This is a genomic window from Nocardia wallacei, from assembly GCF_014466955.1.
Lineage (GTDB): Bacteria > Actinomycetota > Actinomycetes > Mycobacteriales > Mycobacteriaceae > Nocardia > Nocardia wallacei.
The window spans coordinates 2253596-2279841 of sequence record NZ_AP023396.1; the positions used below are offsets into that span (position 1 = coordinate 2253596).

General features: G+C 70.3%; 13 protein-coding genes. 6 read left to right on the plus strand and 7 right to left on the minus strand.

Annotation, left to right across the window (positions count from 1 at the left end; all coding sequences use genetic code 11):
• Positions 1-15: 15 nt before the first annotated feature.
• The 4 genes from NWFMUON74_RS35970 to NWFMUON74_RS10205 all read right to left on the minus strand — a co-directional run bounded on the left by NWFMUON74_RS35970 (position 16) and on the right by NWFMUON74_RS10205 (position 16606).
• On the minus strand, positions 16-13674 hold the full coding sequence (locus tag NWFMUON74_RS35970) for a LuxR C-terminal-related transcriptional regulator (protein WP_187687577.1): 13659 nt from the start codon (positions 13672-13674) through the stop codon (positions 16-18).
• 45 nt (positions 13675-13719) lie between these two features.
• Complete coding sequence (locus NWFMUON74_RS10195; RefSeq protein ID WP_187687578.1) at positions 13720-14205, minus strand: YbaB/EbfC family nucleoid-associated protein; 486 nt, start codon at positions 14203-14205, stop codon at positions 13720-13722.
• 39 nt (positions 14206-14244) lie between these two features.
• Positions 14245-15921, minus strand: coding sequence for a WXG100 family type VII secretion target (locus NWFMUON74_RS10200; protein ID WP_187687579.1), 1677 nt, complete (start codon positions 15919-15921; stop codon positions 14245-14247).
• A gap of 97 nt (positions 15922-16018) precedes the next feature.
• Entirely contained in the window at positions 16019-16606 is a 588-nt protein-coding gene (locus tag NWFMUON74_RS10205; RefSeq protein WP_425301350.1) for a DUF3515 domain-containing protein, read from the minus strand.
• Positions 16607-17119: 513 nt separating this feature from the next.
• On the opposite strand from NWFMUON74_RS10205, the gene NWFMUON74_RS10210 reads away from it, so the two are divergent.
• The 3 genes from NWFMUON74_RS10210 to NWFMUON74_RS10220 are packed head-to-tail and all read left to right on the plus strand — an operon-like array spanning position 17120 to position 19111.
• Positions 17120-18088, plus strand: a complete 969-nt coding sequence (locus NWFMUON74_RS10210; protein ID WP_187689053.1) for a thiamine-phosphate kinase — start codon at positions 17120-17122, stop codon at positions 18086-18088.
• Between the two features lie 39 nt (positions 18089-18127).
• Entirely contained in the window at positions 18128-18805 is a 678-nt protein-coding gene (locus tag NWFMUON74_RS10215; RefSeq protein WP_187687581.1) for a uracil-DNA glycosylase, read from the plus strand.
• Between the two features lie 39 nt (positions 18806-18844).
• Positions 18845-19111 (plus strand): hypothetical protein, encoded by a 267-nt coding sequence (locus NWFMUON74_RS10220; RefSeq protein ID WP_187687582.1) that lies wholly within the window; start codon positions 18845-18847, stop codon positions 19109-19111.
• On the opposite strand, the gene NWFMUON74_RS10225 is transcribed toward NWFMUON74_RS10220, so the two are convergent.
• Positions 19074-19592 carry a GNAT family N-acetyltransferase gene (locus NWFMUON74_RS10225; RefSeq protein WP_187687583.1) on the minus strand — a complete coding sequence of 173 codons (519 nt, stop codon included), beginning with the start codon at positions 19590-19592 and terminating at the stop codon, positions 19074-19076. The two genes, NWFMUON74_RS10220 and NWFMUON74_RS10225, sit on opposite strands and share 38 nt — an antisense overlap.
• An 88-nt stretch (positions 19593-19680) precedes the next feature.
• Entirely contained in the window at positions 19681-19872 is a 192-nt protein-coding gene (gene rpmB / locus NWFMUON74_RS10230) for a 50S ribosomal protein L28 (RefSeq protein WP_011210730.1), read from the minus strand.
• 328 nt (positions 19873-20200) lie between these two features.
• On the opposite strand from rpmB, the gene NWFMUON74_RS10235 reads away from it, so the two are divergent.
• The 3 genes from NWFMUON74_RS10235 (at position 20201) to NWFMUON74_RS10245 (ending at position 25656) form a co-directional block, all read left to right on the plus strand.
• Positions 20201-22267, plus strand: a complete 2067-nt coding sequence (locus tag NWFMUON74_RS10235; protein WP_187687584.1) for a DAK2 domain-containing protein — start codon at positions 20201-20203, stop codon at positions 22265-22267.
• On the plus strand, positions 22268-24538 hold the full coding sequence (gene recG / locus NWFMUON74_RS10240; RefSeq protein ID WP_187687585.1) for an ATP-dependent DNA helicase RecG: 2271 nt from the start codon (positions 22268-22270) through the stop codon (positions 24536-24538).
• 254 nt (positions 24539-24792) lie between these two features.
• A complete protein-coding gene (locus NWFMUON74_RS10245; protein WP_232110942.1) occupies positions 24793-25656 on the plus strand; it encodes an EamA family transporter in 864 nt (287 codons plus the stop codon).
• A gap of 26 nt (positions 25657-25682) precedes the next feature.
• Here the strand turns inward: NWFMUON74_RS10245 and NWFMUON74_RS10250 are convergent, their stop codons facing one another.
• On the minus strand, positions 25683-25943 hold the full coding sequence (locus NWFMUON74_RS10250; RefSeq protein ID WP_187687586.1) for a hypothetical protein: 261 nt from the start codon (positions 25941-25943) through the stop codon (positions 25683-25685).
• Between the last annotated feature and the right edge of the window lie 303 nt (positions 25944-26246).

Here is a 26246-nt window from a genome sequence, read left to right on the forward strand (position 1 = left end):
CACGCCTGCAGGCGATCACGGGTGGGAACGGGGAGGTCGCCGTTGTCCCGGTCGAGATAGCCGCTGACGGCATCGACCAGGGCGCGGACCTCCGCCGCCCCCGTCGCCGCCACGACGTGACGCAACACCGCCAGCGAGTCGTCGCCGGACACGCGCCCCATCGGCCCCGGCGACGACAGCCCGAGCAGCTGTGTCAGGCGGTTGTCGAGGTCGGTGTTCTCGTCGAGGAGCGCGAAGCTGCTGGAGGGCAGCGGCGTTCGACTCGCCCGCCGTCAGCAGCGCCGGATTCACCGCGGTGGGTGGCTGCCACACCCGCGCCGCTTGTTCGTAGGCATAGGCCATGCCGAGCAGGGGAGCCTCGGTCAACGCGGTGCCGACCAGGGTCATTCCGAAGGGTTGACCGGTGCCGGGGTCGTAGCCGATCGGGACGGCGACAGCCGGGTACTTGGCCCTCGGCGCGACAGGCCAGGACGAGTTGTGGATGAAGACCAAGGCGTCGAGCTGGTTTTCCGTCAGCAGCGAGTCGATCGCGTGCCGGGCGCTCGCCACGCCGCCGTCGCGGTTGGCCTCGTACTCGGCTCTGACCTGTGGGTCGTCCAGGTCGACGGCGTTGGCCTCGGCCAGGATCGAGTCCCCGAATTCGATCGCTCCGGCATCGGAATGGTCGCGATTGAACCGAACGATGTCATCGAGCGATCGCATCGGCGCGTCCGCCGGTAGGCGCGACAGGTATCGGTTGAGGTCTCGCTTGAATCCGTAGGTCAGGATCGGTCCGTACGTCGGCGGCCGCACCGTGACCGGGACCAGGGTTGCGCCCTGTGCCGTCAGGACGGACTGGGCGTTCGTGAACGCGGTGAGCATAGGCCCCGACACATCGGTGGCGACCACACCGATGCGCTTGCCGCGCAGAGCGTCCACCGAAAGCGCGGCGGTGTAGTCGGTCCCGGCCATCTCGGCGCAGACCGCGGTGGCAGGGTCCTCCGGATCGGTCCCGGCCAGTACGGTGAGCAGGGCGGCGGCATCGTAGACCGAGCGGGTCATCGGCCCCGGCGTGTCCTGGTCGGTCGAAACGGGAAGAATGCCCGTTCTGCTCAGCAGACCGAGCGTGGGTTTGACGCCGACCAGCGAGTTCGCGGCCGCGGGACTGATGATCGAGCCGGAGGTTTCGGTACCGATGGTCACCGCCGCGAGCGCGGCCGCGGCCGCGACTCCCGACCCGCTGCTCGACCCCCACGGGTCCGTATCGGAACTGTAGGGATTGACCACCTGTCCGCCGAGTGCGCTGTACCCGTTCGGCATTCCCGTCGTGGTGAAGTTCGCGAACTCGGTCAGATTGGTCTTGCCGAGGATGACGGCACCGGCCTCGCGCAGCCGGCGCACCAGGAACGAATCCTCGGCCGGAACGGAATCGCGCAGTGCCAGCGCTCCGGCGGTCGTCGGCAGCCCGGCGACGTCGATGTTGTCCTTCACCAGCACGGGAATGCCGTGCAGTGGCCCGCGAACCCGGCCCTGCCGGCGTTCGGCGTCCAGTCTTTCGGCGTCGCGCAGCGCGTCGGGGTTCACCATGCGGATCGCGTTGAGACGGGGGCCCTCGTCGTTCAATAGCCGGATCCGGTCCAGATAGGTCTGCACCAGTTCCGCCGAGGTGATCTGCCCCGCCCGCATGGCGTGCTGCAATCCGGCGATATCCGCGCGCTCCGGGTCGATCGGTGCGCTGGGTGGTCCTTGGATGGGGTTGGTGGTGCCGTGGAGGTTGGTGCCGGGTGGTGGTGGGGTGGGTTGGAGGGTGCCGTGGGGGGTGGTGTGGAAGTAGGTGATGAAGGCGCGGTGGATGTGGGGGTAGGACTGGGTCCATTGGGTGTGGGTGCGGAGGCGGGGGATGCGTGTGGGTTGGTGGGGTGGTGGGTTGGGGTTGTGGTGGGTGGGGGTGTTGGTGTCGTAGATGAGGGCGTGGGGTTGGCCGTGGGTGTCGGTGGTGTGGGTGATGTAGTAGCCGTGGGCGGTGGTGCCGTCGTCGATGATGATGGTGGCGCTGGTGGTGTTGTTGGTGGGGTCGAGGATGGTGTCGATGATGTGGTGGAGGGGGTCGGTGCCGGGTTGGGTGGTGGGGATGGGGATTTCGTGGAGGTGGGTGTGGAGTGCGGTGGTGAGGTCGTTCCAGGTGTGGGCGTGGGGGTTGGTGGGGATGGTGGCGTTGTCGTAGCCGTCGGCCCAGGCGGCGCGGACGGTGTTGGTGAGACAGCTACTCACATGCGACGGCACGACCGTCGGGCTCTCGGCCGGCGCCGAGGTGTCGACGAACGGCACCGCCGCGACCGGCACCGACTCGCCGGGGTCGGCGACGACGCCCGAGTCCAGCAGCCCCTCCGACTTCGCCTTGGCGAGTGTGGCCGCCCGGCCCCGCGTGCCGAGCGTCTGGCCCGCGCGCTCCACCAGATGCTTCACGGCGCTCTCGGAGATCCCGAGGTGGTCCCCGATCTGCTTGTACGACAAGCCTTTCACGGCCAGGCGAAGGACTTCGATCTGTCGGCCCGACAGGCCCTGGTAGTCGGGTGTGGCGGGTCTTCCGGCCGCCGGCCCGGTTCGGTCCAGGCCCCAGCGTTCGGCGAGCTGTCCCAGCACCAGCCGATCGCCGGTGCCCAGCTTGACCCCGAGATGGAACAGGTGCGTCTTGACGGTGGCGACGGACAGGCCCAGCCGAGCGGCGATCTCGCTGTTGGATAGCCGTTGGGCCAGCAGCCGTAGAATCTGTTCTTCCCGCTCGGTAAGTCCGGCATCGGGTGTCTCGGTGCTCAGACGTGCTGCCGCCGCGGGCATTTCACTACGGTCGCCGGTACCCAGCTTACGCGCCATGCGGGCCAGGTGATTGCGCACGGTGTGCTCGGACAGTCCCAGCTCGGCGGCGATCGCTCGGTTCGTCCGGCCCAGCTCGACCAGTCGCAGGACCTGGGCCTCTCGCCCGGTCAGCCCGGTAGGCGCCGCGTCGGCCGATTCGATTGCGGGCGTGTGGACTTCGAGCCAGACGGTTTTGCCTCCGGTGCGTTCCAGATCGACGCCCCAGGCGGTGGCCAGCTCCTCCATCATGCCGATCATGCGGCCGTGCGTGCCGGCGACCAGCCCGCCGGACTCCCAGGCGTCGGACTCGTCGTCCAGGAAGTCCAGGCTCAACTCCGCGCCGAAGTCGCTCTCGGCCTGTCGTTTCGGCAGCCCCCGGCTCCGGTCGCGGACTCCGACGCGGATCACGTCGCCCTGTCGCCAGACCTGGACGCGCGCATCGCTGTCGCCGGCGTGCCGTTCGACGTTCTGCACCAGATCCGAAACGAGCATGACGAGGTCGTAGCGGTCCTGGTCCGCCTGCCATCCGATCCGCTCCAGGCGATCGGCCACCGCGCGGCGCGCCGCACTCGCGCCGGCGCCGACCGTTCCCTGGGGCAGGTGCAGGTCCAGCAGGAGTTCGGGCTCGGCATTCGCATGGTCGTCGTCGGCGGCGGTCTCGAAGAGGTCGAACCACACCCGCCTGCCGCCCTCGCGGGGTAGCGCCCACCCCCACGACTCGGTGCGTGCGTCGAGCAGATCGACTGCCGGCCAACCTGTTTCGTCGTCGGCGCGGGTGGGCAGCGTCCGATTGCCGTCGGCGACCTCGATCCGAAGGCGGCGGCGGCCCGGTTCGCCGACCACCGTCCCCGAGACGCGCGGAACCTCGTCTCCCTCGGCACGGCTCTGCAACGCCAGTTCCCAGGCGATCGCCACCGCCGTGTCGGCGTGTTCGGCCACCGGCCAGTCGGCCGTCAGCCGGTGTACGGGTTCGACGGCCGCCGCGATCTCGGCCAGGCCCAGCCGCTCGGTCGCGGCATCCACGAGCTGCCGGAGTTCGGCGGGCGTGCCCTCGCGGCGGCTGAGCTTCCGCAGCTCGTGCGCCGGATCGCGGCTGGCCGGCGCGGTCCAACCCGTTCCCGGTTCCCGCAGGCCGAGGATCCGGGCGAGTTCGTGGTCGAGTCGCTCGGCCTCCTGTTGCCACGCGGCTCGCTGTGTGGCGGTGCTGCTCTCGCGGACGAGCTCCTGCGCCCGGGCCTCATGTGCGAGCCGGTCGACCACCCATCCCGGCAGCCGGGTGAGATCGGCGCGGGTCACGGCGGCGCGGCGCTGCGCGTCGTCCATGCCGCGCAACTCGACATCGATGAGATCGAGGATCTGCCGGACCGCGCCGGGCAGACTCCGCTGCAGCGCGGCGGTCACCTCCGCGCCTATACCCCGGCGGCCGTCGTCGGTGGGCGGGCCCTGGACGCGGTGTTCGCGGTGGTCGGTGTTCGCCGGCCGGGGTCCGGGCCGGGGCACGAGCGTGCCGTCGGTGTAGGCGAAGTCGAGGACGAAGGCTCTGCTGATGTGCGGGAAGGACTGCGTCCATTGCTCCCGGGTGCGCACTCGGGGGATACGGCGAGGCCCGCCGGGGGCCGGGTTGTTCCGACTGGGCAGGTTGGTGTCGAAGATGACGGCTCGGCCGTCGACGTTCGTCACGACATAGCTGTGCGCGACGGCGCCGTCGTCGATGACGATCACGGTGCTGTCGATGTCGTTGCCCGGGTCGGTGACCCGGTCGATGAGGTGGCCCAGCGGATCGCCGTTCTCGCGGTTGCGTTCGGCGGGCACCTCGATCTCGGTGAGATGGGTGTGGAGGCTGTGCTCGAGTGCGTCCCAGGTGTCGGCGTCGCCGCCTGGAACGGTCGCGGCGTCGTAGCCGAGCACGGAGGTGGCCCGGACGGTCTGCACGAGGCACCCGCGCACGTACTCGGGTACGTCGCCGACGATCGCGAGGGGGACGGTGCCCGTGCGCAGCGCGGCCGCGACCAGACCCGCCCGGTGGCTGGTGCCCATCTTCTTGTTCAGTTCGAACACATAGGTTTTCACCGTCTGGGCGGTCAGCCCGAGCGCCGCCGAGATCTCCGCGTTCGTCTTGCCCGCGACGATCAGGTCGAGCACACCGCGTTCGCGCTCGGTCAGTTCGACGGGGCCGTCACCGTAAGCGGGTGCGGCGGCCGGGCCGGTGCTCGGGAGAAAGCCGGCGCGTATGCCGATCGCCACCGCGCCCGCGCGGGTGCCGGCACCGAGCTTGCGCCGGGCCCGGGACGCGTACGAGTCGACGGTCTGTTCGGTGAGTCGGAGAGCGGTCGCTATCTGCGCGCTCGTCTTGCCGAGAGCCGCCTGGGTCAGCACTTGGACTTCGCGATCGTTGAGTTCGGCGATCGGGCCGGGTTCCGGGTCCGTCAGCGGCAGGATGCCGGTTCGCAGTGCCGTCGCCACCATCCCGGCACGGGAGTTCGTGCCGAGTTTGGCGCCGATGCGATCGACGTGCGCGTTGACGGTGTCCACGGCGAGACCGCCCAGCGCCGTTGCTATTCCACCACTCGTCAAGCCCTGCGCGAGCAGGTCGAGGACTTCGTGTTCCCGTTCGGTCAGCTCGGGCGTCGCCGCGGTGGCGCGAGCTCGCGCGGTGATCCCGGCGTCGGTGCGCGGAAGGATGCCGCGGGCGATGGCGGCCGCGACCGCGGCCGCGCGATTGTCGACCCCGAGCGCCTGCTGGACGCGGCGCAGATGGGCCCGCACCGTGGTGTCCTTCGAGCCCAACGCGACGCCGATTTCGCGGAGCGACATATCGGCCGCGGCGAGTTCCAGCTCGACGTACTCCAGATCGGTCAGTGTCCCGGTGCTGTCGAAGGGCACACTCGGCAGCGCGTCGAGCAGCTTCTGAATAGCGTTGCGCTGCAGCAGGGTGAGATCCCGGCCGCGATGTCCCGCGTTCGCCACTTCCCGGAGCACTCGGCGCTCGGTGAAGGTCATCCGGTCGGCTACCGCGGTGAAGTCCCTGCTGTTCATTCCGGCCAGGATCCGGCTGCCCGGGTGCAGGGTCGACACGTTCGCGGACTTCCGGTACGCGGCCGCGATGCCCGCCCGCAAGCGGAGAAACGCCCGGTTCGGCGGCCCGGTGATCGCGCCGTCGCGCGGGTGCTCCCGGCTGGATGCAGCCGGGTCGATGGGCCGGAGTTCGCCGCTACCGGTGTCGGTGAAGTAGGCGGCGAACGCTCGGGTGACGTGCGGGAAGGATTGTTTCCACTCGTGCTCGGTTCGTACTCGGGCGATTTCCCGGTCACCGTGCGTGCTGTTGGTATCGAAGACGACGACGGTCCCGCCGGCATTCGTGAGGAGATAGGAGTGCATGGTGGTGCCGTCGTCGACGAGGACGACGGCGGTGTCGACGCCGCCGCGGCGGCCGCGGACGGTGTCCATGAGTCCGGCGAGAGGGTCGCCGGTCTCGCCGGACGCGGGTTCGGACAGCTCGACGGGGACGAGTTCGGCGTCGACGGCGTCGCGCAGCGCCCGCCAGTTGTTGCCGTCCGGCACACGGGCGGCGGTGTAGCCCAAGGCATTCAAGTTGTGGGCCACGCGGGTGACGCAGTCGAACAGCAGCCGATCCGCGCGCGACCGTGGCCGATCACCTTCGCGCGGATTCCCGACCACCGTGCCCACCCCATGGTGAGTGACCACGTACCGCTCCTCGGCGAGCCGTCGATACGCCCTGCTGATCGAGGTTCCCGACGACATGCCCAAGTGCCGCGCGAGTTCCAGCGCCGGTGGCAGCAACTGCCCTTCGGGCAGCGCACCCGAGTCGATCGCCCGGCGCAGTGTCGACACCACCGTCTCCCGCCAGCCTCGGCGAGCGCCGCTGTCGGCCAACGGTTCCCGGGGTGACGCGGCGGCGAGGATCTCCGCCAGCTTCGCGGCGGTCATCGGGCGGTCGATCGCCGCCGGTGCCGCGGTCCATTTCACCGGTGCGTTGACCGTGGTGCCGACCCCTCTTTTGCTCATCACGTAGCCCTCGGCGGCGAGCTGCCGATACGCCCGGCCGACCTGGCTCTCTTCCGACAAGCCCAGTCGTTCGGCCACCAGGCGCGCCGGCGGCAACGTCGTCCCGGGCGGCAGCGCGCCCGAGCGGATCGCACCGCGGGCGGCATCCGCCAGCGCTCGGACCCAGCCGATTCGGTCGGCGTCCGCAGCGATCTGCGCGCTGGTCAGCAGATCGATCGGGGGAGCGGGCGGGTGCGTGGCGGTCCGCTCGGCCTCCGGCGCCGCCGCGTCGCTGTCCCTCGTTTCGGGACGCGGGACGGCCTGGCGCAGCGTTCCCCGAATCTGCTCGATGAGATTCTCGGCGGCGTCGACCGGAATGCGGAGGCGGGCAGCCACTTCTGCGGGTGAGTACCCCTCGATGAAGTGCAGTTGCACGATGTCGGCGGCCTGCCGCGGATCCTGGAAACCCGCCAGGGCCGCTTTCAGCGCCTTCTTGATCCGCTTGTCGGTGATGGTCGAACCGCCACGGGCGATCGGTTCGCGAGCGGGCCGGTTCTCGCTCACCCCGGTATTCGGTGCCCCGGTTTCCATCAGGTCCCTGATGTGCGCCATGGTCGCAGTCGTCATGCCCAGGGCGGCGGCGATCTCGGCGTCGCTCGGTTCGGATCCGGTGCGCTGCTCGGCATTCCTGGAGTACGCGGTGACCCGAATTATCTTGTTGAGTTCTTCCGCATTGGCGAAGGGGTATTTGTTCTCGTAGTACGTACGGCTGAGCGCGTACCGGGCATGCGACCATGCGACCGGACCGAAGCACCCCGGCGGGACGAAGTTCCCGGTAGCGTTCATGATTCGCTCGGTGATCCGGCTCACGAGATCGTCGTGCTGTTCCCCCCGGATCCGCCAGCCGCGAGCCGCGATCTCCGGCATCCACGCGTAATTCTCGAAGATCTCGTTACGGATCTCCTTTTCCTCGGCCGATCCCGGACGCGTCGCGATCAACCGCCAGAACAATCGCTCCTCGGCACGATTGCGCACCCTGACGTCCGGGCGCGAATAGAAGCGGCGCACGGCAGCGACGAAGACGTCCTCCGGGATGTTCAGGGCGTCGCGAAGCTGACGCAGATATCGCAGGCGTGGTTTGTTGTCGTTCTCCGCGCGCCGCACCCGGTTCGCGGAGACTCCGACGGCCCCGGCCAATTCGGCCCGGGACACTCCGTAGTGTTGCCGCACCACTTTCAGCCAGTCGTTGATCGTGTCGTAAGCGGCCGGGTCGGGAACCGCCAGACCGGGCTCGCCACGCGCCGACCCGCCGAGCTTCCGATTGATCCGTTCGACGTGGTGCGCAACCGAACTCGCGGATATCCCCAGCTGCGCGGCTATCTCGGTGTTGCTCTTTCCTTGCGCGACGAGGGACAGAATCGTCCGCTGGCGTTTCGTCAGCGGGCGCTGTCGACGGTTCGTCGCGGGTGCGGCCTGGTTCGCGTCGACGAGCGCCGCCAATTCGTCGAGCACGAACCGCTGTTCGCCGTCGCGAACATATCTCAGCTCCGGTTCCAGCCCGTCCCGATACTCCGCGCGCTGCTCGGCGCTCATGCCGCGCCATGTGCGCGCCAGCGTGGCGGCGACGCCGTCCGGCGCGAAACTGGCGGCGGATGCCGTCGCGGCCGGGACGGCGCCGCGATGGTACGGCCGGAACCCGGTGGCCTCCGGGCCTCGGCGCAACGCCTCGGTGACGCTGTAGCCGTTCAGCAACGCCCGCAGTGCGTGGACGGGATGAGTGGGATCGGCGGGTGCGCTACGGCCGAACGAATTGCTCGCCTCGGCCAGCGCCTCGGCCGCGTTGAAGTCGCGCTCGGCGCCCCACCAACCGGAATCGGGGTCCATCTCCTCGGTGATGCGGGAGGCGGTGCCGTCTCTGGTCGCGGTCCTGGATTCGTGTTCGCGGTGGCGAAAGCTGTAGCCATCGAGACGATCCAGCCATTCGTCGAATCGTGCGTCCGGCGCGAGATCGCCTCTGCCGCGCAGCCCCACGAAGTACTCGTGCAGATAGCCGAACGCCCTCGGTGCCAACTGGTTACGGTAGTCCTGCTGCCGGTCGAAGCGGGCGTCCGGCGGAAGCTCTCCCGCGTCGCGGCGGCGTCTGAGTTCGCGGTACCGAGTCGCGCCGAGCGGCGGATTCTGATGGGAGAGCAGTTCGGCGAGGTCTCGCAGATGGGCCAGTTCATGGCGGAGGGTGTCGTAGACGGGGTTGCCGGTGGGTGCCGCCTTGAAGCCGGTCCGGAAGTCCAGCTCGGTGCGCTGCGCGAAGCTTTCCGGGTGGGTCAGCCGGTCCTCGTTGAGGAACAGGAGCGGTTGCCGCTCGCCGAGCATCGCGTCGGCGGCGGCGAACGCGTTACCCATCGGAGTGACGATGACCGCAGCGGGCCGGGCGGCCGGATCCTCGGCGATCGCGTCCGCGATCGCATTGCGGACAGCCAGTGCCGTGTCGACGGAGATACCCGGCTTGTCCAGGCCGAGCACTTCGACGCCGAAAGTGCCGAATATCTGTGCCGCGACCGCCCGTCCGACGCCCGGGTCGGCGTGTGCGGCGGTATCGGTCGCCACCGCGGGCTCGAAAGGCGCGGCGGACTCGTCGACCGACTCGGGCCCGGGTGCGGACATGTGCAGCGTCCCCGCCGGGCGCGGCGTGGCCGCCGTGTCGTCCTGCGCGTCGACTGCCGTCATCGAATCGGACTGCGGCACTACCGATTCGGCGCCGTCCGGGACGTCTTTGTACGCGGCGGCGGGATCGGGCCCGGCGGCGGGGGAGCGCGACTTGTGATCACCGGCGTCGTCGGCCACTCCGGTTTCCGCGGGAATGGGCGGCGGGTGTTGCGGTTGCCGGGTCGTGGGGTCGGTAGGCGTGGCGTCGGCGGCCGGAGGCGCGTTGGCGAGGTGTGCCAAGTCCGGATCGAAGGTCGAGGGGCGGCGGACCCCGATGGGTTGCAGTTGCGAAACCAGCCCGCGCAGTTCGCCTTCCGCCGCGACGAGGCTGCCGCGGGCGGCCGCCAGTTCGGTCGTGGCGGCGTCGAGGTGGGCCCGCGATTGTGCGGTGGGCGCGGCCTGGTGCTCGGCGAGGGCGGTGCGGTGCGCGGCGAGCGCGGTCTCGTGATCGGCGACCGCGCCGGTGTAGCGGATGACGCTGATGCGGGCCTCGGGAACATGGTGGTAGAGAGGGTCGTCGGGTGCGGTGAAATACTGGGCGCTGCCTTGCCCGCCGCTGCGCGCGGTGCGGTTCTCGGCCTGGATGTCGACGTCGCGGGACTCGGCGGAGCGACTGGAGATGAGAACGTGCAGCCCGCCGCGGGCATCGACGTCGGCGCCCACGGGAATATCGACGCCGCGACCGCCCTGCCGATTGATGACCAGCACCTTGCCCTGTTCACCGGCCTCATCGAAGATCTTCTGCAGGTCGGCCTCGGCGTCCTTCCCGTGTGCCAGAAACCATTTCGCGTCGACGGCGACGTGATCGACGCCCTGTGCGGTGAGTTCCGCGGACAACTGCGCGACCTCGCTGTTGCGGTTGCAGATCGCCAGCTGCGGGCGGCCACCGGCTTGCCGTTCGGCGATGCTGTCCGCCATGGCCCTGATCTTCGCCGCCTGGTTCGGGGCGACGTGATCCTCCGCCACCTCGAGTTGCGAGGGTTTGAATCGGGGGACCTCGACCACCTGGTCGACGCCGTTGGTCCGCAGCTCCCCGGCCACGCCCTTGGCCGTGCCGGAGGCGCCGGAGAGCTTGTCGACGTTGTCCCGGGAGACCAGCTCCTTCGCGGTCACGGAGGTGGTGCCGCCGGGATCGTCGCGGACCGCGATACCGTGCTTCGCCTCGATGGCCTGCGCCAGACCACCGTTCCAGCGGCTCTCCGTGGAGGTCTCCGGGTCGTACATGACCTTGTGCGACGTCGGATCGAGGATGTAGATCTTGTGCGAATCCGGGTTCCGCACCTGGGTCCCGTCGGGGTTGGTGCGGAACTCGGGACCGAGTTCGGGGTGGTGCCAGACCACGTAGTGGTCGTTCTCGACATACTCCCACTTGGCGGTGGCGGCCATCGTCAGCCGGTGCGCCTCGGCGTCGGTGAGGTCGCGACCGAGGATCTCGCGAACCTTGGCCCGGCCGCCCTCGGTCAGGGCGGTGCCGCCACCGACCTGACCCGGCCGGCGGCCGAAGTCGGCCTCGCTCAGCAACGGTTCCCCGGTCGGTGCCGGTTTGCGTAGCGCCCCCTCCAGGAAGCCGTGGGCATCGGCGACCTGACCGGCGACCTCCCGGCCGGCCGGGCTGCCGGTGCCCTCGGAGAGGATGAAGGTGGTGTTGGCGTGGACGAGCGCTTCGTCGATCTCGTCGATCGAGACGTGGCGGCCGGGCGTGACATTGCCGCGCAGCCGGCCGAATCCCGCGTCGTTCATGGTGCCGACGTAGATGGTGGCGCGATTCTCGGCGGGCGCGGCGTAGGGGCGGTCGGGATTCATGCGGACGATGTCGTATCCGTACTTGCCCAGGATCTTTCGGTATTGACCGAAGGCGTGGTTGGCGAGCGTGTCGCGGGTGGTGATCACCTGCGCCGGGCCGGTGCGCGCCGAGTCGAGCGCCGCGGCGGCGAGGAACACCAGGGTCTTGCCCTCACCGGCGTCCATGTTGACCACGCCGTCGCGCATCGCGAGCATGGCCATCACCTGCGTCCACCGCAGCGTCTTGCCCTCCTCGCGGTTGATCACCTCGATCACCGCCAGTGCCGCGTCGCGGTCGTCACCGCCGTGCAGCATCGCCGTCAGATCCCGCTCCGACACGGCGGCCCAGTCTCGCGACTCGTACTCGGTGAGCAGGTCGTCGGCATCGGACCGGTACTTCGCCGCCAGGGCGTCCGCGGCGGAGTCCTCCGGAACATCGTGTGCGCGACCGGGTTCGGAGTCGTGCGGGGAGGGTGCCGCATTCGCGTCGTCATGGTCGGCCGAATGCCGCGCCGGTCCGTCGTCCGCCGCGCCCTCGGGCTCGGAGTCGTGCGGCGGGCGAGGTCTCGCGCGGCCGTCCGCCGCCGGGTCCGCCTCCTCCGCCGAGCGCGGCTGCCAGGCCGCGGCGTGGCCCTCGTCGGCCGCGCGGCCGTGTTCGGGCTCCGGTTCGCTCGCCCTGGTTGACGCGGTGCGGCTGGGCTCGTGACCGCCGCGGGCGTTCCCGGACTCGCCGGTGTGGTCGGCCGCGCCCCGGCCGGGCTGGGCGTGGTCGATCACCGGAGGGCGTTCAGCCGCAGCACTTTTCGGAGCCGACACCCGCGGCGGCCCGGCGTCGGACGCGGGCCGTGGACCGGACGCCGCTCGGTCGCTGCTCGTCTCCGGATGGCCGTGCCCACGCGCCGCGTAACCGACGGGGGAGTCGCTGGACCGGTCGCCGCGCGCGACAGGGGCACGAGAGGCGGTGGATGAACTGTCGGCGCCCGAACGCGCTGGGGCGGTGGTGGTTTCGGCCACGAGCGGGGAGTCGCCACTACGGGTTGCCCCGGACATCGCCGCCGCCGGACGGTCACCTGCGGTCGCGACGTGCGCCTTGCCGGGATCCGCGGCCGCCGCGTTGTCGAGGTGTGCGGCGAGCGCGTTCTGAAGTGGCGTCGGCGCAGGCGCTCCCTCCGCGGAATGCGCCGAGCCGGGCTGCGCCGCGACACGTCCCGGTGTCGTACCGGCAGGCCCCGGCTGGCGCAGCATCGCGACCACATTGTCGATCTGCTGCTGATGCTGGGTGTGGGACGGATTGCTCGGATCGAAGTCGGCGGTGACTATCCCGTGCTGAGCCAGCGCGTCGGCCAAGGCGCGCCGCGTGCCAGGGGTGTTGGGGACGGGCGCAGGTTTCGGTGTCTCGGCGCTAACCGGCGCCGAGCCCCGCAGGCCCTGTGCCGCGTAGCCGGCGGCGCCGAGGAACCCGCCCGCGAAGCCGGGAATCAGGCCCTCGGTGAAGGCCTTGCGGGTGAACGCCTGGTCGGTGAGCAGAAGCGAGACCGCGGTGCCGCCGATCGCACCCGCCGCGCCGCCGGCGCCGCCGACCAGAGCGGTGCCGGCGAGTTGCAGGGCGACCCGCCGACCGGTACTGGTGGCATCGGCGCCGAAGCCCGCGACCTTCGGCCCCAGCCAGCGCCCGACCACCGCACCCACGCCGCCGCCCACGCCCCCGGCGGCCGCCGCCACGCCCGCCGACTTCCAGTCCATCGAGTCGCGATGGTCCTCGGCGATCTGGATGCCCTGCGCGACCGCGTTGATGCCGCCGCCCTGCAGCACCCCGATCAGAATTCCATTGCGCACCAGGGTGAACGCGCTGCGTTCGGCGGCGAGCTGGGCGCCGCGGCCGGTGAGGAAGGCCACGAACTTCTGCCACGCGGTCTGCACCGAGGTTCGTGCCGCCGTCTGGGCGACGCCGGCCTGGACCGTGCCACCGGCCGCGAACATCATGGCGCAGCGGGCCAACGTCGCGGCGAGGACCACGGCCGTGCCGATGACGACCATCTTCTGCAACTCGATGCTGTTGGCACCCTCGTACAACTGCTCGGCCAGCTTGTCGCAGTAGGTGGCCTGATCGCGAAAACGCTCGGCCAGGTCCTGGTGCTTGCGTGCCACCGCGGCGGCGGTGTCGCCCAGGGCGTCGCCCGGCGACCGGGCCATGGCCTCGTGGTAGTCGGCCTGCTCGCGGCACCATTCGGCCTTGTCCGACCACACGTCGGCCGCGCGGCGCATCGCGTCCTCGTCGCCCGTCGGGAAATGCCCGGCCACACACGTCACGACCGTCGGTGGCAGCCAGTCCGGCAAACACAACGTCATTCGACATCGAATCCGTCGATGTAGCCGCGGTGCGGGCGGCGCGTATCAGCTCGGTGACTTCTTCTGGTCGGCGCGAAAGAACGTGCGGATGTCATCGAGGCTGGGCGCATCCGGGATGATGTCGGGGAAGTCGGGCATGTCCGCCAAGCCGGCGGCGACGGGGGCGGTGAGCTCTTCGGTCCGCTGTCGCGCTCGAAGCGCCGCGGTTCGTACGGCGTCGACTATCGATTTGCTCAACTGTTCCGGCGGACCTTGCAGCGCGGCTGCCGTGAGCCGGAGATCGGTGAGCACCCCGTCGGCATCGACGGTCACCTCCACCGCGCGATCCGGTGAACAGGCTTGTGCGCGAAGGGTTTCCAGCTGTCCGTACACCTCGGTCAGTCGGGACTGCTGTTGTTCGTAGGCGTAGCGGATGTCTTCGAGTTGGTTGCGCATCCCGTTGTTGGCCGAGCGCAGGCCCTCCCGTTGCCATCGATCCATCACGAACCTTCCATCGACACACGTAAGCGGCGGACTACGCTCGCGGGCCACCAATGTGCCTCATGATGACCGATACCCGCGCGCGAGGTCTCACCGCTGGTGGGAAGACCGATCGGGATCGGTCCGCAACATCGTCAGCAACATGCGGTGCAGAACCTTCGCCGGAGCGCTCACCTCGGCGCCGCCCGCCTCGACCGCGGCGAAGCATTCGGCCAGCGCCCGGCCGGGCGCGAATACTCCTCGTTCGAAACACTGTTCACCCAGTTGGGCCCGCCACCGCCGGTAGCCGCCGACCACCTGCGCCAGCGTCTCGCCCTGCGCGCCCTGCAGCCGCAGATACTCGGTAATGAGAGCGCGCTGCGCCTCCCGACGTGCACGGCGCCCGCCGGCGAGATCGATGGCGCCGCCGAGTTCACGCAGAATCGCCGCATACATCGGCCGCCGCGGCATGCGGATCGGTCCGGTCGCGGTCTGGTCGCGGGCGGTCAGCAGGGCGGGGTCGGCGGCGGCGGCCTGCGACAGCAGGATCCACGGCGCCACGGTCGTCGCGGTGCCGCGCTCCTCGACAGTGGACAGCGGCTCGGTCTCGTCGACGATCTCGATCCCGCCCAGCACTGCGGGATACCGGGCGAGGACGAGGTCGACGGCATCGGCGATGTCCTGAGCCGTCTGCACCGCCAAGCCCGCGGTGTCGAATCCCTCCAGACCCAGATCGTGACGGGCCGCCATATCGCGGACGATGCGCATCGCCTCGGCGTCGGAGGGACGTCGTGACGACGCGGGCATCGGCTTCTCCGGGCGCTGCCGGGAATCGCGGCGCGGCGCCGACGCCGGCTTGCCGGCTGCGGGCGGGCGAGCCTGGGCCGGACCGCGCGGCGGCGACACCCGCGGCGGGGTTTCCCCGGCGGGCGGCCCCTGTGCTCCCGACGGTCTCGACCACGGTGAACCGGAGGCGTTGCGCGACCACGGAGTTTCCGCTCCGGGACCGCCACCCGAGCGGGCGCTGCCCGGCTGCGCAGACGACCGTTGCCCCCGCGTTTGCGGCGGTGCGCCACCGGGCGAATTTCCGCGCCCGGTGGTGTCGCCGGGCGTCGGTGTGCGCGGTTCGGCGGTGGGTGGCTGGTTCGCGTTCTCGTCACCGGGCGCGTCGTCGCCGGACCGGTCGTCGCCAGACGGGTCGGAATCCGGCGTATCGCCCGGCTGCGTCTGGTCCGGCGACTGCTGCGGTTCGGCGGTGCCCGAGTCGGCGTTGCCCGAATCAGGTTCGCCCGCATCGGAGTCGGCGAGATCGGTCGGGTCCGGCTCGGCGGGAGCGTCGGTCGGAAGGTCGGATTCGGCCGGCCGGTCTGGGGGATCGGTGGCGGCGGGATACTCGGATGGAACCGACCGGGGGACGTCGGAAGCGAACGGATCCGCGGTCGGTAGCCCTGGGTACGCGGTCGTCGCGTCGGATCCGGCCGCGTCTGCGAGGCCGCGGGCGCCGGACCGGTCCTGGCTCTCGAACGCCTCGGCCGAGGTGTTCAGTTCGGTGCTCATCGCCTCGAGATCGGCGACGAGGTCCTCGAGTCCTTCCATACCCCGCGCGGCGTCGGGCTGATATGTCTGCGCGAACGCCTCGCCCGGTTCGTCGTCACCCCAGCACGCGCCCTCGTCGGCGAGCGCCGCGCGCAACTCCTGCGCGATCCGCGCCGCTTCGTCGGCCCGCTGCCGCAGTTCCGATGCGGAAGCGCGCAGATCGGCCGGATCGACTCGCAACGAATCGGCCATACGATTTCCCGGCCTAGCTTTCCGATCGTGACCGACGTTCCGTGCGGCGGGCTCGGCAGCCTTCCCATCGGCGATTGACGGTTGCGATTGTATCGGCTCAGTTCGGAACGGGCCCCGGGTCGATGGGCCGGGCGGGCAGAGTTTCGGTGAGGGTGTCCGAGATGTCCTGCAGCGGAGTAGGTCCGGCGCTGTCGGCGACGGTGACGGCGATATAGGTGCCGCGGTCGACGACGAACCAGGTGCCGGAGGTGACGCCCGAGGTGCGGTCGCGCACTTCGAACCAGTTGACGCCGTTGATGACCTGCAGCGCGGACGCCTTGTCGAATTCCAGCGGCCGATCCAGCCCACAGCGCAGCACGATCGGCTCGCCGCCGTCGGGCAGCTGCCAGGCGACGGTGGCGGGCGGGGCGGGCTGCGCCAGCTCCGCCTTGGTGTAATCGCCGAGACTGTCCGGCAGCGCGGGCAACAGCGCCGCACACGCCGGGCCCCCGGCCGCCGGAGCCGGGACGGAACCGAGCGCCAGCGGCTCCCGCACCGTGTCCTGCCGCGACACCACCGCGATCAGCAGGACGGCAACGATCAAGGCGACGGGCAGCGCCACCGCGGTAGCGATCAAGGCGGGCGAGTACTTCGGGGCATCACCTGAATCGTCATTGCGCTCGGCGCCCGCCGCGGCCCCGGCCAGCGTGCTCCCGCTGTCCGCCGTCGCCTCCGCCCCGGTTCCCGTGTCCTCGCCCGTGCTGTCCGCCGCCGCGCCTTGCGCCTCGGTTCCCGTTCCCGTGTCCCGGCTTTCACTGCCCGCCGCCTCCGTGTCGTCGGCATCGGGTTTCGCGCCTGCGTTGTCGGCAGCCGCGGCTTCCGTGCCGCCGGGACCGGAGTTCGTGGCCCCGTTGTCGGCGGCCGTCTCCGCGCCCGCAGCACGGGTTTGCGCGGCTCCGCTCTCGGCGTCTGCGGTATCGGACGGCGTGGAGTCCTCGGGCCGTTCCGTGTCGCTGCTCATCCGGAAGTTCGTCTCCGCTCGTCCTCGATCGGGCCGCGGGTCCGGCGGTCCGATAGCGCCGCTGCTGGGATTTCCGGACCCGAGCGTAGCGAACGGCGGCGGCGGGCAGTCGGTGTGTACGGGCGTCCGCCATTGCGGTGGTCGCGGCATCGGGGCCAGTACTGTCTATGCGGCCCGGCTCATCGGAAGGAGAGCGCCATCACCGACAGCACCCCGCGCACCGTGCGCGAATTGGGGGAGTTCGCCTTGATCGCGCGCATGAACGGCGGCCGTGACCAGAGCACCGGCGTGCTGCTGGGCCCCGGCGACGACGCCGCGATCGTGGCCGCGCCCGCCGGGCGGTACGTCGTGAGCACCGACATGCTGGTCCAGGACCGGCACTTCCGCCTCGACTGGTCCGCGCCCGCCGACATCGGCCGCAAGGCGATCGCGCAGAACGCCGCCGACGTGGTCGCGATGGGTGCGGCGCCGAGCGCGTTCGTGGTCTCCCTGGGCTGCCCCGCCGACACCCCGATCGCCTTCATCGACGAATTCGTCGACGGCCTGTGGACCGAGGCGCGGCGGGCGGGCGCCTCGATCGCCGGTGGTGATGTCGTGCGCAGCCCGCTGCTGGTGATCTCGGTGACGGCGTTCGGCGATCCGCCCGCCCGCGCGGTACTGCGCTCGGGCGCGCGGCCCGGCGACATCGTCGCGGTAGCCGGACGACTGGGCTGGTCGGCGGCCGGGCTGTCGCTGCTCGCCGCGGGCGCCGAGCTCGCGCGGTTCCCCGAAGTCGTTGCCGCCCATCGTGTTCCGCAACCGCCCTACGATACCGTGCTGGGCATGCCGGCCGCCGCCCCGATCACGGCCATGGCCGACGTCTCCGATGGTCTGCTCGCCGACCTCGGTCACATCGCCGCCGCCTCCGGCGTCGCCATCGATATCGACTCGGCCGCGCTCGGCGACCCCGCGTTGCGCCCGGTGGCCGAACTGCTCGGCGCGGACCCGCTCGGCTGGCAGCTGACCGGCGGTGAGGACCACGCCTTCGCCGCGACTTTCGCTGGCGGACAACAACTTCCGCCCGGATGGCTGGCGGTGGGGCTGGTCGGCCCCGGCTCCGGCGTGACCGTCGACGGCGCGGCATGGACCGGACCCACCGGTTGGGAATCGTTCGCGGAAGGCGGGTGAGGTATCGCCGTGCGACTCGCCACGCTATGTTGTCCCGACATGGGCGGAAAACCACTGTCGGAGATCATCGATACGGGCTGGGCCGAGGCGCTGGAACCGGTCGCCGACCGGATAGCCGAGATGGGCGAATTCCTGCGCGCCGAGAACGCCGCCGGCCGCGGCTACTTGCCCAAGGGCGAGAACGTACTACGGGCCTTCCAGCGGCCCTTCGACAAGGTGCGGGTGCTGATCGTCGGCCAGGATCCGTACCCGACCCCCGGCCACGCCATGGGGCTGAGTTTCTCGGTGGCGCCGGATGTTTCGCCCGTCCCGCGCAGCCTGGCCAACATCTTCTCCGAATACTCCAAGGATCTCGGGCATCCGACGCCGTCCTGTGGTGACCTGTCGCCGTGGTCGGACCAGGGTGTGCTCATGCTGAACAGAGTGCTCACCGTGCAGCCCGGCCAGCCCGCCTCGCATCGCGGCAAGGGCTGGGAAGCGGTGACCGAACAGGCGATTCGCGCGCTGGTCGCCCGCGATCAGCCGCTGGTCGCCATCCTGTGGGGCCGCGACGCCTCGACCCTGAAGCCGATGCTCGGCGGTGTCCCGTTCATCGAATCGGCCCATCCTTCACCGCTGTCTGCCTCGCGTGGATTCTTCGGATCGAGGCCGTTCTCCCGGACCAACGAATTGCTGGGTACATTGGGGGCCGCTCCGGTCGACTGGCGGCTGCCCTGACCGGGGCTGTGTCGGTTCGAGCTAACCAGGAGAAGTTGCATGCAGAACAAGTCCGTGCGTGGCGCTGTCGTCACCGTCGCCGCCGGGGCGGCCATCCTCGGCGCGTCCGCGGTCGCCGAGGCCGCGCCGCTCCCGCTGGAGCCCGCGGCCCCGCAGGAGACGGTCACCGAGCAGGCCGCGCCGGTGCTGGCGCTCTACGATCCGCAGACGGGCTCGGCTTCGCTGTCGTCGAATGTGAACGCCTTCGGACTGTGCGCGTTGCAGAGCATCAGTTCCGACGTGCAGTGCATCGGCGGGGCGAACTGACCATTCGCACTTCCCATGCGGGAGTGAAGGCTTCGACTCGGCGGGAGCCGTCGAGTTCGAAGCCGAATTTACGATAGAACGCCTGGGCGCGCGGATTGTCCTCGAACACCCACAGCGACGTGTCGGTGTCGGGACGCAGGACCGCGCGCATCAGTTCGTGTGCCACGCCGGTGCCGTACCAGGCGGCCCGCACATACATGGCATTCACCTCACGTGCCGTCACCGGCGGGTCGTCCCGGGCCGGTCCGCCACTGCCGAATCCGATGACGGTGTCTCCGGTGAGCGCGACCACCGTGGAATCGGGGTAGCGCAGGCGGACGCGCTCCCATTGCGCCGCGCGGCGCTCGACATCGAACGCGTCGAGTACGTGCTGCGGCACCAGCCCCCGATAGGCCTCCCGCCAGCAGGCGATGTGGCATTCGGCGAGGCTGTGGGTGTGCTCGGCGGCCAGCGGTTCGATGCGCCACGTTCGTCCGGTCATGGCTCTTCCTGTGTCGCCCCCGGCAACGACAACGGCGCCCCGGCACCCTCACGGGTGCGCCGGGGCGCCGTTCGGTAGTTCGCGCAGCTCAGCCGCGTACGACCTTGCCGGCCTTGAGGCAGGAGGTGCACACGTTCATCCGACGGGTGTTGCCCGGCGCGACCTGCGCGCGGACAGTCTGGATGTTCGGGTTCCAGCGACGGTTGGTGCGCCGGTGCGAGTGCGAAACCGACTTACCGAAGCCGGGGCCCTTGGCGCAGACGTCGCAGACGGCAGCCATAGTCGCGAGCTCCTTCATGTCATGTGGGGACCGCTGTCTTCGCGGGACAGCCTGTCCGGAAACTTGTCGTCAATGCCTGCCTGCGGAGATCCGCGGGCGAACGCAACCGAGCACCGGTCGCGTGAGGCAACTTTGCAAGAGTAGCGGGGGCCGATGACCAATGTCCAATCGCGGTCCGTGCCGCCGGGCGCGCGTGTGGACATGGCGTGAGATGGCGCACAGCATTGTCGCCGCGCGATGTCCCACTGCGCTGCTGCCGTGTCGGACCCTCCTATTACCCTGGCGAGCGGGGTATGTGCGCGAACGGTGACGGCGAGAGGACGGTGACGTGCCCGGGTTCCGGGATGAGTTGAACGGCGCTGCGCTGGCGCAGTGGGCCCGGCTCTGCCTGGACGGACTCGAACGCCACCGCGACGAGATCAACGCCTTGAACGTCTTCCCCATAGCCGACGCCGACACCGGCACCAACATGCTCGCCACCATGCGCGCCGCCACCCAGGCCGTTGCCGCGGTGCCGGGCGTGCACGAGGACCTCACGCCCGGGGTGTGCGCGGAAGCGGAGCTGGGTGGGCGTGGGGGGCCGGGTGTGCGCGCGGAGCCGGATGTGCGCGCGGAAGCGGAACTGGGTGGGGGCGCGGAGCCGGACGTGTGCGCGGAAGCGGAGGTGGGTGGGCGCGCGGAGGCGGATGGGCGCGGTGAGGTGGATGGGCGCGGTGAGGTGGCGCTGGGTATGCGCAGTGGGGCAGCGCCGAGCGCGTTGGGGGAGGGTGCGCCGTTGTCTCTCGAGCGGGCGGTGTCTCTCGAGCGGGCGGTGGGGACCGCGATGGCGCGTGCGGCGACTGCGGGGGCGCGGGGGAATTCCGGAATCATCTTGTCTCAGGTTTTGCGCGGGATCGCCGAGGCCGTAGCGGACGGGCCGCTCACCGCAGCGACACTGCGGGTCGCGCTGCGGCGGGCGGCGGTGCTGGTTCGGGACGCGTTGAGCGTGCCGGTCGAGGGGACGATGCTGACGGTGCTGGAGGCGGCCGCCGACCGGGCCGAGGACTGCGCCGAGGACACCCTCGCGGCAGTCGCCCTGGCCGCCGCGGACGGCGCCTCGAAAGCGTTGGGCGACACTCCCTCTCAATTGAGCGTGCTGCGCACGGCAGGCGTGGTCGATGCCGGAGCGCGTGGACTGCTGGTCCTGCTGGACGCCCTGGTCACCACGGTCACCGGCCAGGTACCGTCACGCCCCGCGTACCTCGGCTCCGAGCGGGTGCCGTCCCGCCCGTCCGAACCGATCACCACTCGCGCATCCTCGGAACGACGCGACACACAATCTGTGCGCGCGGTGTCGAGCAGTAACGGTGATGCGGTCCCGCCGAACTCGACTCGCGCCACCGCCACCGAGCCGGCAACCCGCGACGGGTCGCCCGTCCCGGCTCCGCCGGCCGTTCCCACAGCGCCGCAATCCGATTCGGCGGGGGCGGCGGTCTGCTGTGCCGCGGGTGCCGCTGTCGCACGGCCGCATTATGAGGTGATGTACCTGCTGACCGACGCCGAGGCCGAGCGGATCGAGTGTCTGCGGGAAGCTCTTGCGCGACTGGGGGATTCGGTGGTTGTGGTCGGCGACGGCGACGGCACCTGGTCGGCCCACGTGCACTGTGCCGATGCGGGAGCGGCTGTCGAAGCGGGCCTGGCGGCGGGCACAGTGCGGGACATCCGGATCGAGGGCTTGGTGTCCGCGCCGGAGATGCCCGGTCCGCCCGACCGCGGCATCCTCGCCGTGGTCGGCGGCCCCGGCGCGGCCCGGCTGTTCGAGGACGCCGGCGCCGTCGTGCTGGAAGGTGACGTCACCGCCGACGCCCTGCTCACCGCCATCCGCGAGATGCCCCACCGCGAGGTGGTCGTGCTACCGAACGGCGCCCTGCCCGCACACGAACTGGTGGCCGTCAGCGTCGCCGCCCGCGACGGCCGGCGCGATGTGCTCATGCTGCCCAGCGGCTCGATGGTGCAGGGCTTGGCGGCTCTGGCCCTGCACGACGGCGGCCGCACCGCCGCCGACGACGTGTTCGCCATGTCGGAGGCCGCCGCCGCCACCCGCTGGGGCGCGCTGCGGGTGGCCCCGGAGCGAGCGCTGACCATCGTCGGCACCTGCGAGCGCGGCGACGGCCTCGGCCTGGTCGGCAACGATGTCGTCGTGATCGACGCGGATGCCGGCGCCGCCGCCCGCACCCTGCTGGACCGCATGCTCGGCCTGGGCGGCGAACTGGTCACGCTGCTGCTGGGCGCCGCCGCCCCGCCCGGGCTGGGCGAGGAGCTGACCGAACACATCACCGAGACCTTCCCGGGCGTCGAGGTGATCACCTACGACGGCGGGCAAGCCGCTGACCTGGTGCAGATCGGGGTGGAATAGATGACGACGCTGGGCGACCGGCTCGACCACGTGCTCGGCGTGAAGGCCGCCGAATCGCTGGCCGACGCCTTCGACATGCACATCGTGGAGGACCTGCTGCGGCACTACCCGCTGCGCTACGCCACCCAGGGCCAGCCGCTGACCGAGGAGGCTCCGGAGGAGGGCGCCCACATCACGGTGGTCGGCCGGGTGACCAAGACCGAGAAGCGCCCGATGCGCCAGCGCCGCGGCAACCTGCTCAAGGTCGAGCTGGACACCGGCGCCAATCGTCCCGTGGAGATCACCTTCTTCAACGGCGACAAGGTGAATTACCTTGTGAAGCAGGGCGTCCGGGCGATGATGTCGGGCACGGTGCACTACTGGCGACCGGATCGCTGGAATCTCTCACACCCGTCGTATCTGATTCTGCCCGAGGTCGGCGAGTCGGTGGAGAACCTCACCTCGGTCCGCGGCTCCGGCAGTCTGCGCGGTCTGGCCGAGAGCGCGAAAGGCGCGCAGGGCGTGGATGTCTCGTTCTTCGAGCGCGAGTACATCCCCGTGTACCCCGCCACCGCGAAGGTGCAGAGCTGGGACGTGCTGGCCTGTGTGCGCCAGGTGCTCGATCAGCTCGATCCGATCGAAGACCCGCTGCCGCAGGACGTTCGCGAGGAACGCGAGCTGATGGCGGTCACCGACGCGCTGCGGCTGATCCACCTGCCCGAGCACAAGTCAGATATCGAACGGGCGCGGGAACGCCTGCGTTTCGACGAGGCGCTGGCCCTGCAACTGGTGCTGGCGGAGCGCCGCCACGACGCCGAGGGCCGCGCCGCGCACTCCTGTCCGCCCCGAAACGACGGCATCGCCAAGGACTTCGAGAGCCGCCTGCCGTTCGAGCTGACCGCCGGGCAGCAGAAGGTCATCGCCGAGATTTCCGGCGACCTGTCCCGCGCCCACCCGATGCACCGGCTGTTGCAGGGCGAGGTCGGCTCCGGCAAGACGATCGTGGCACTGCACGCCATGCTGCAGGTGGTCGACGCCGGGTTGCAGTGCGCGCTCTTGGCCCCGACGGAAGTGCTTGCGGCACAGCACTATCGGTCGCTGCGCGCGATGCTCGGCGATCTGGGCACCGCGGGCGAGCTGGGCGCGGCGGAGAACGCCACCAAGGTGGTGCTGGTGACGGGGTCGATGTCGGCGAGCGCGAAGAAGGCGGCGCTGCTGGATGCGGTCACCGGCGAGGCGGGCATCGTGATCGGCACGCACGCGCTGATCCAGGACGCGGTCGAGTTCTACGACCTGGGCATGGTGATCGTGGACGAGCAGCACCGCTTCGGTGTCGAACAGCGGGACGCGTTGCGCGCCAAGGCCAAGCCGGGCATCACCCCGCATCTGCTGGTGATGACCGCGACCCCGATCCCGCGCACCATCGCCATGACCACCCTCGGCGACCTCGAAACCTCCACTCTCACCGAACTTCCGCGCGGCCGTTCGCCCATCACCACGAAAGTCGTTCCCGCCAAGATGCATCCGAAGTGGGTGGACCGGGCATGGGAACGCATCCGCGAGGAGGTGGCGGCGGGGCGGCAGGCCTATGTGGTGTGCTCGCGCATCGGCGGCGACGAGGAGGAAGGCGCAACGGGTAAGGGTCGCAAGGGCAAATCCGCAGAGGAGAAGGAGGCCCCGACCACCCACGCCGCCGTGGACGTCTACGAGACGCTGCGCGCCGGCGAACTGGCGGACCTGCGGGTCGGTCTGCTGCACGGACGACTGCCGAACGACGAGAAGGACCGCGTGATGCGGTCGTTCAACGAGGGCGAGATCGACGTGCTGGTCTGCACCACCGTCGTCGAGGTCGGCGTGGACGTCCCGAACGCGACGGTGATGGTGATCGTCGACGCCGATCGCTTCGGCGTGAGTCAGCTGCACCAGCTGCGCGGCCGCGTGGGCCGCGGCAAGCACGCCGGGCTGTGCCTGCTGATCACCGAGACCTCGCCGATGGGCAGCGCCATGGTCCGGCTGGAGGCGGTCGCGGGCACGCTCGACGGCTTCGAGCTGTCGGTGCTGGACCTGCGCCAACGCCGCGAGGGCGACGTCCTGGGGTCCGCGCAGTCCGGTACCGCTCGCAGCCTGCGCCTGCTGTCGCTGCTGGACGATCTCGAGGTGATCACGGCCGCGCAGCAGTTCGCCCGCGAGGTGGTCGAGGCAGATCCCGGTCTTCGGAAGCATCCGGGTCTGGCGACGATGATGCACGCGGCCGTGGACTCCGAGCGCCTGGAGTATCTGGCCAAGTCCTGACGGCCGGGCGCCGGTCCTGTGTACAAAGGAAGAGCCGCATGTCGCCGGGTGGCTGGAGGAGCGTAGGCGGCGATCGATGCGGGAGAGGAAGTGGGCGATGGGGTTTCGCATCGTCCGGACATGTCTCGGTGGTGGGGGATGCTGCCGGAGCAAGGGGCACGGCGTCGCCCACCGCGAGTCGGAAGGGAGTGCCCGTGGTAGCTATCGAGGTCGGATGGGGGCGGAAACCGCTACTACCGCAAACACTTTCCAGAATGCGGGTGCGGCAGCGACTGGGCGGGCTGCCGCCGACCATGCTGGTGCTCACCGGCATCGTGAGCGTGCAGGTCGGCGCCGCGGTGGCGAACAAGCTCTTCGCCGCCACCGGACCCGCCGGAGCGGTCGGGCTGCGACTGTTCTTCGCCGGGGTGGTGCTGCTGGCCTTCTGGCGTTCCTCGCTGCGCATCGATCGCCGGGCGCTGCCGGTCGTACTGGCGTACGGTGCCGTGCTGGCGGCGATGAACCTGTGCTTCTACGAGTCGATCGACCGCATTCCCCTCGGCATGGCGGTCACCATCGAATTCCTCGGCCCACTCGCGGTGGCGCTGGGCGGTTCCCGCCGCTGGGTCGACCCGGTGTGGGCGGTGCTGGCCGGCGGCGGCGTCCTGCTGCTCACCCACGCCGACGGCCCGGTCGCCTGGACGGGTGTACTGCTGGCCCTCGCCGCCGCGGCCTGCTGGGCGTGCTACATCCTGCTCAGCGCCAAACTCGGCGAAAAGACCACCGGCGGAGGCGGTCTGGCCCTAGCCATGGCCTTCGGCGGCGTCCTCATGACCCCCGTCGGCATCGCGAGCGCGGGCACCGCCCTGCTCGAACCCTCCGTCCTGGCCGTCGGCTTCGGCGTGGCAATGCTCTCCTCGGTCCTGCCCTACTCGGTCGAACTGGAAGCCCTCCGCCGCATCCCACCCCGAGTCTTCGGCGTCCTCATGAGCCTCGAACCCGCCGTCGCCGCCTTGGCGGGCCTGGCAGTCCTGGGCCAGCTACTCAACTTCCAGCAGTGGGGCGGGATCGCGTGCGTGGTGGCGGCTTCCGCGGGGGCCACCAGATCAGCGAAGGGGACCACTCCACCCGAGGCATGAGCGGCCAGCCCGATTCCGGGCGGACTTCACCTCTCCGGCAAGTCATTTCGGTCTCCGAGAGCGGCAGCGAAAGCCGGATGCGTACGGATGACAACCACGTCCTCACTCGTCAACGGTCCGCAGCGCGCGAATCGCCGCGCCGCACCGAATGCCAGGATGGCGGTCAAAACTCCACCGGGCAGCCAGAAAGGGAAGAAGGCCACGAACAGGGGAATGTAGAGCCACTCGGACCCCGCGAGGCGGGCGAGCACTGCCGCCCCCAGAATGACCCCGATCCAGGCGTCCACTGCTCCCTTCCCCTGGTCGTCTGATGGAATCTGATTGCGCCGCTCCGACGTTCCGCCAGCGCTCTCCCGTGCGCACTGTAAACGTCAGGAAGCTCATGCCGCAGTTCCAGCTGGAGAAACCTGACCCCCGGTGTAGGGTTCATCCGCTTCCTCTCCCCATGGTCGGCCGACGACCTGACACGTTCTTGCACCGAAATATTCGCCTTCTGAATATCGCTGCGAGACTGTGTCATTGGACCCACCTGTCATGCTGGCGGCGACGAAAGTATGCCTCGCCTGCGTAGGAATCCTCGGGCTCCGCTC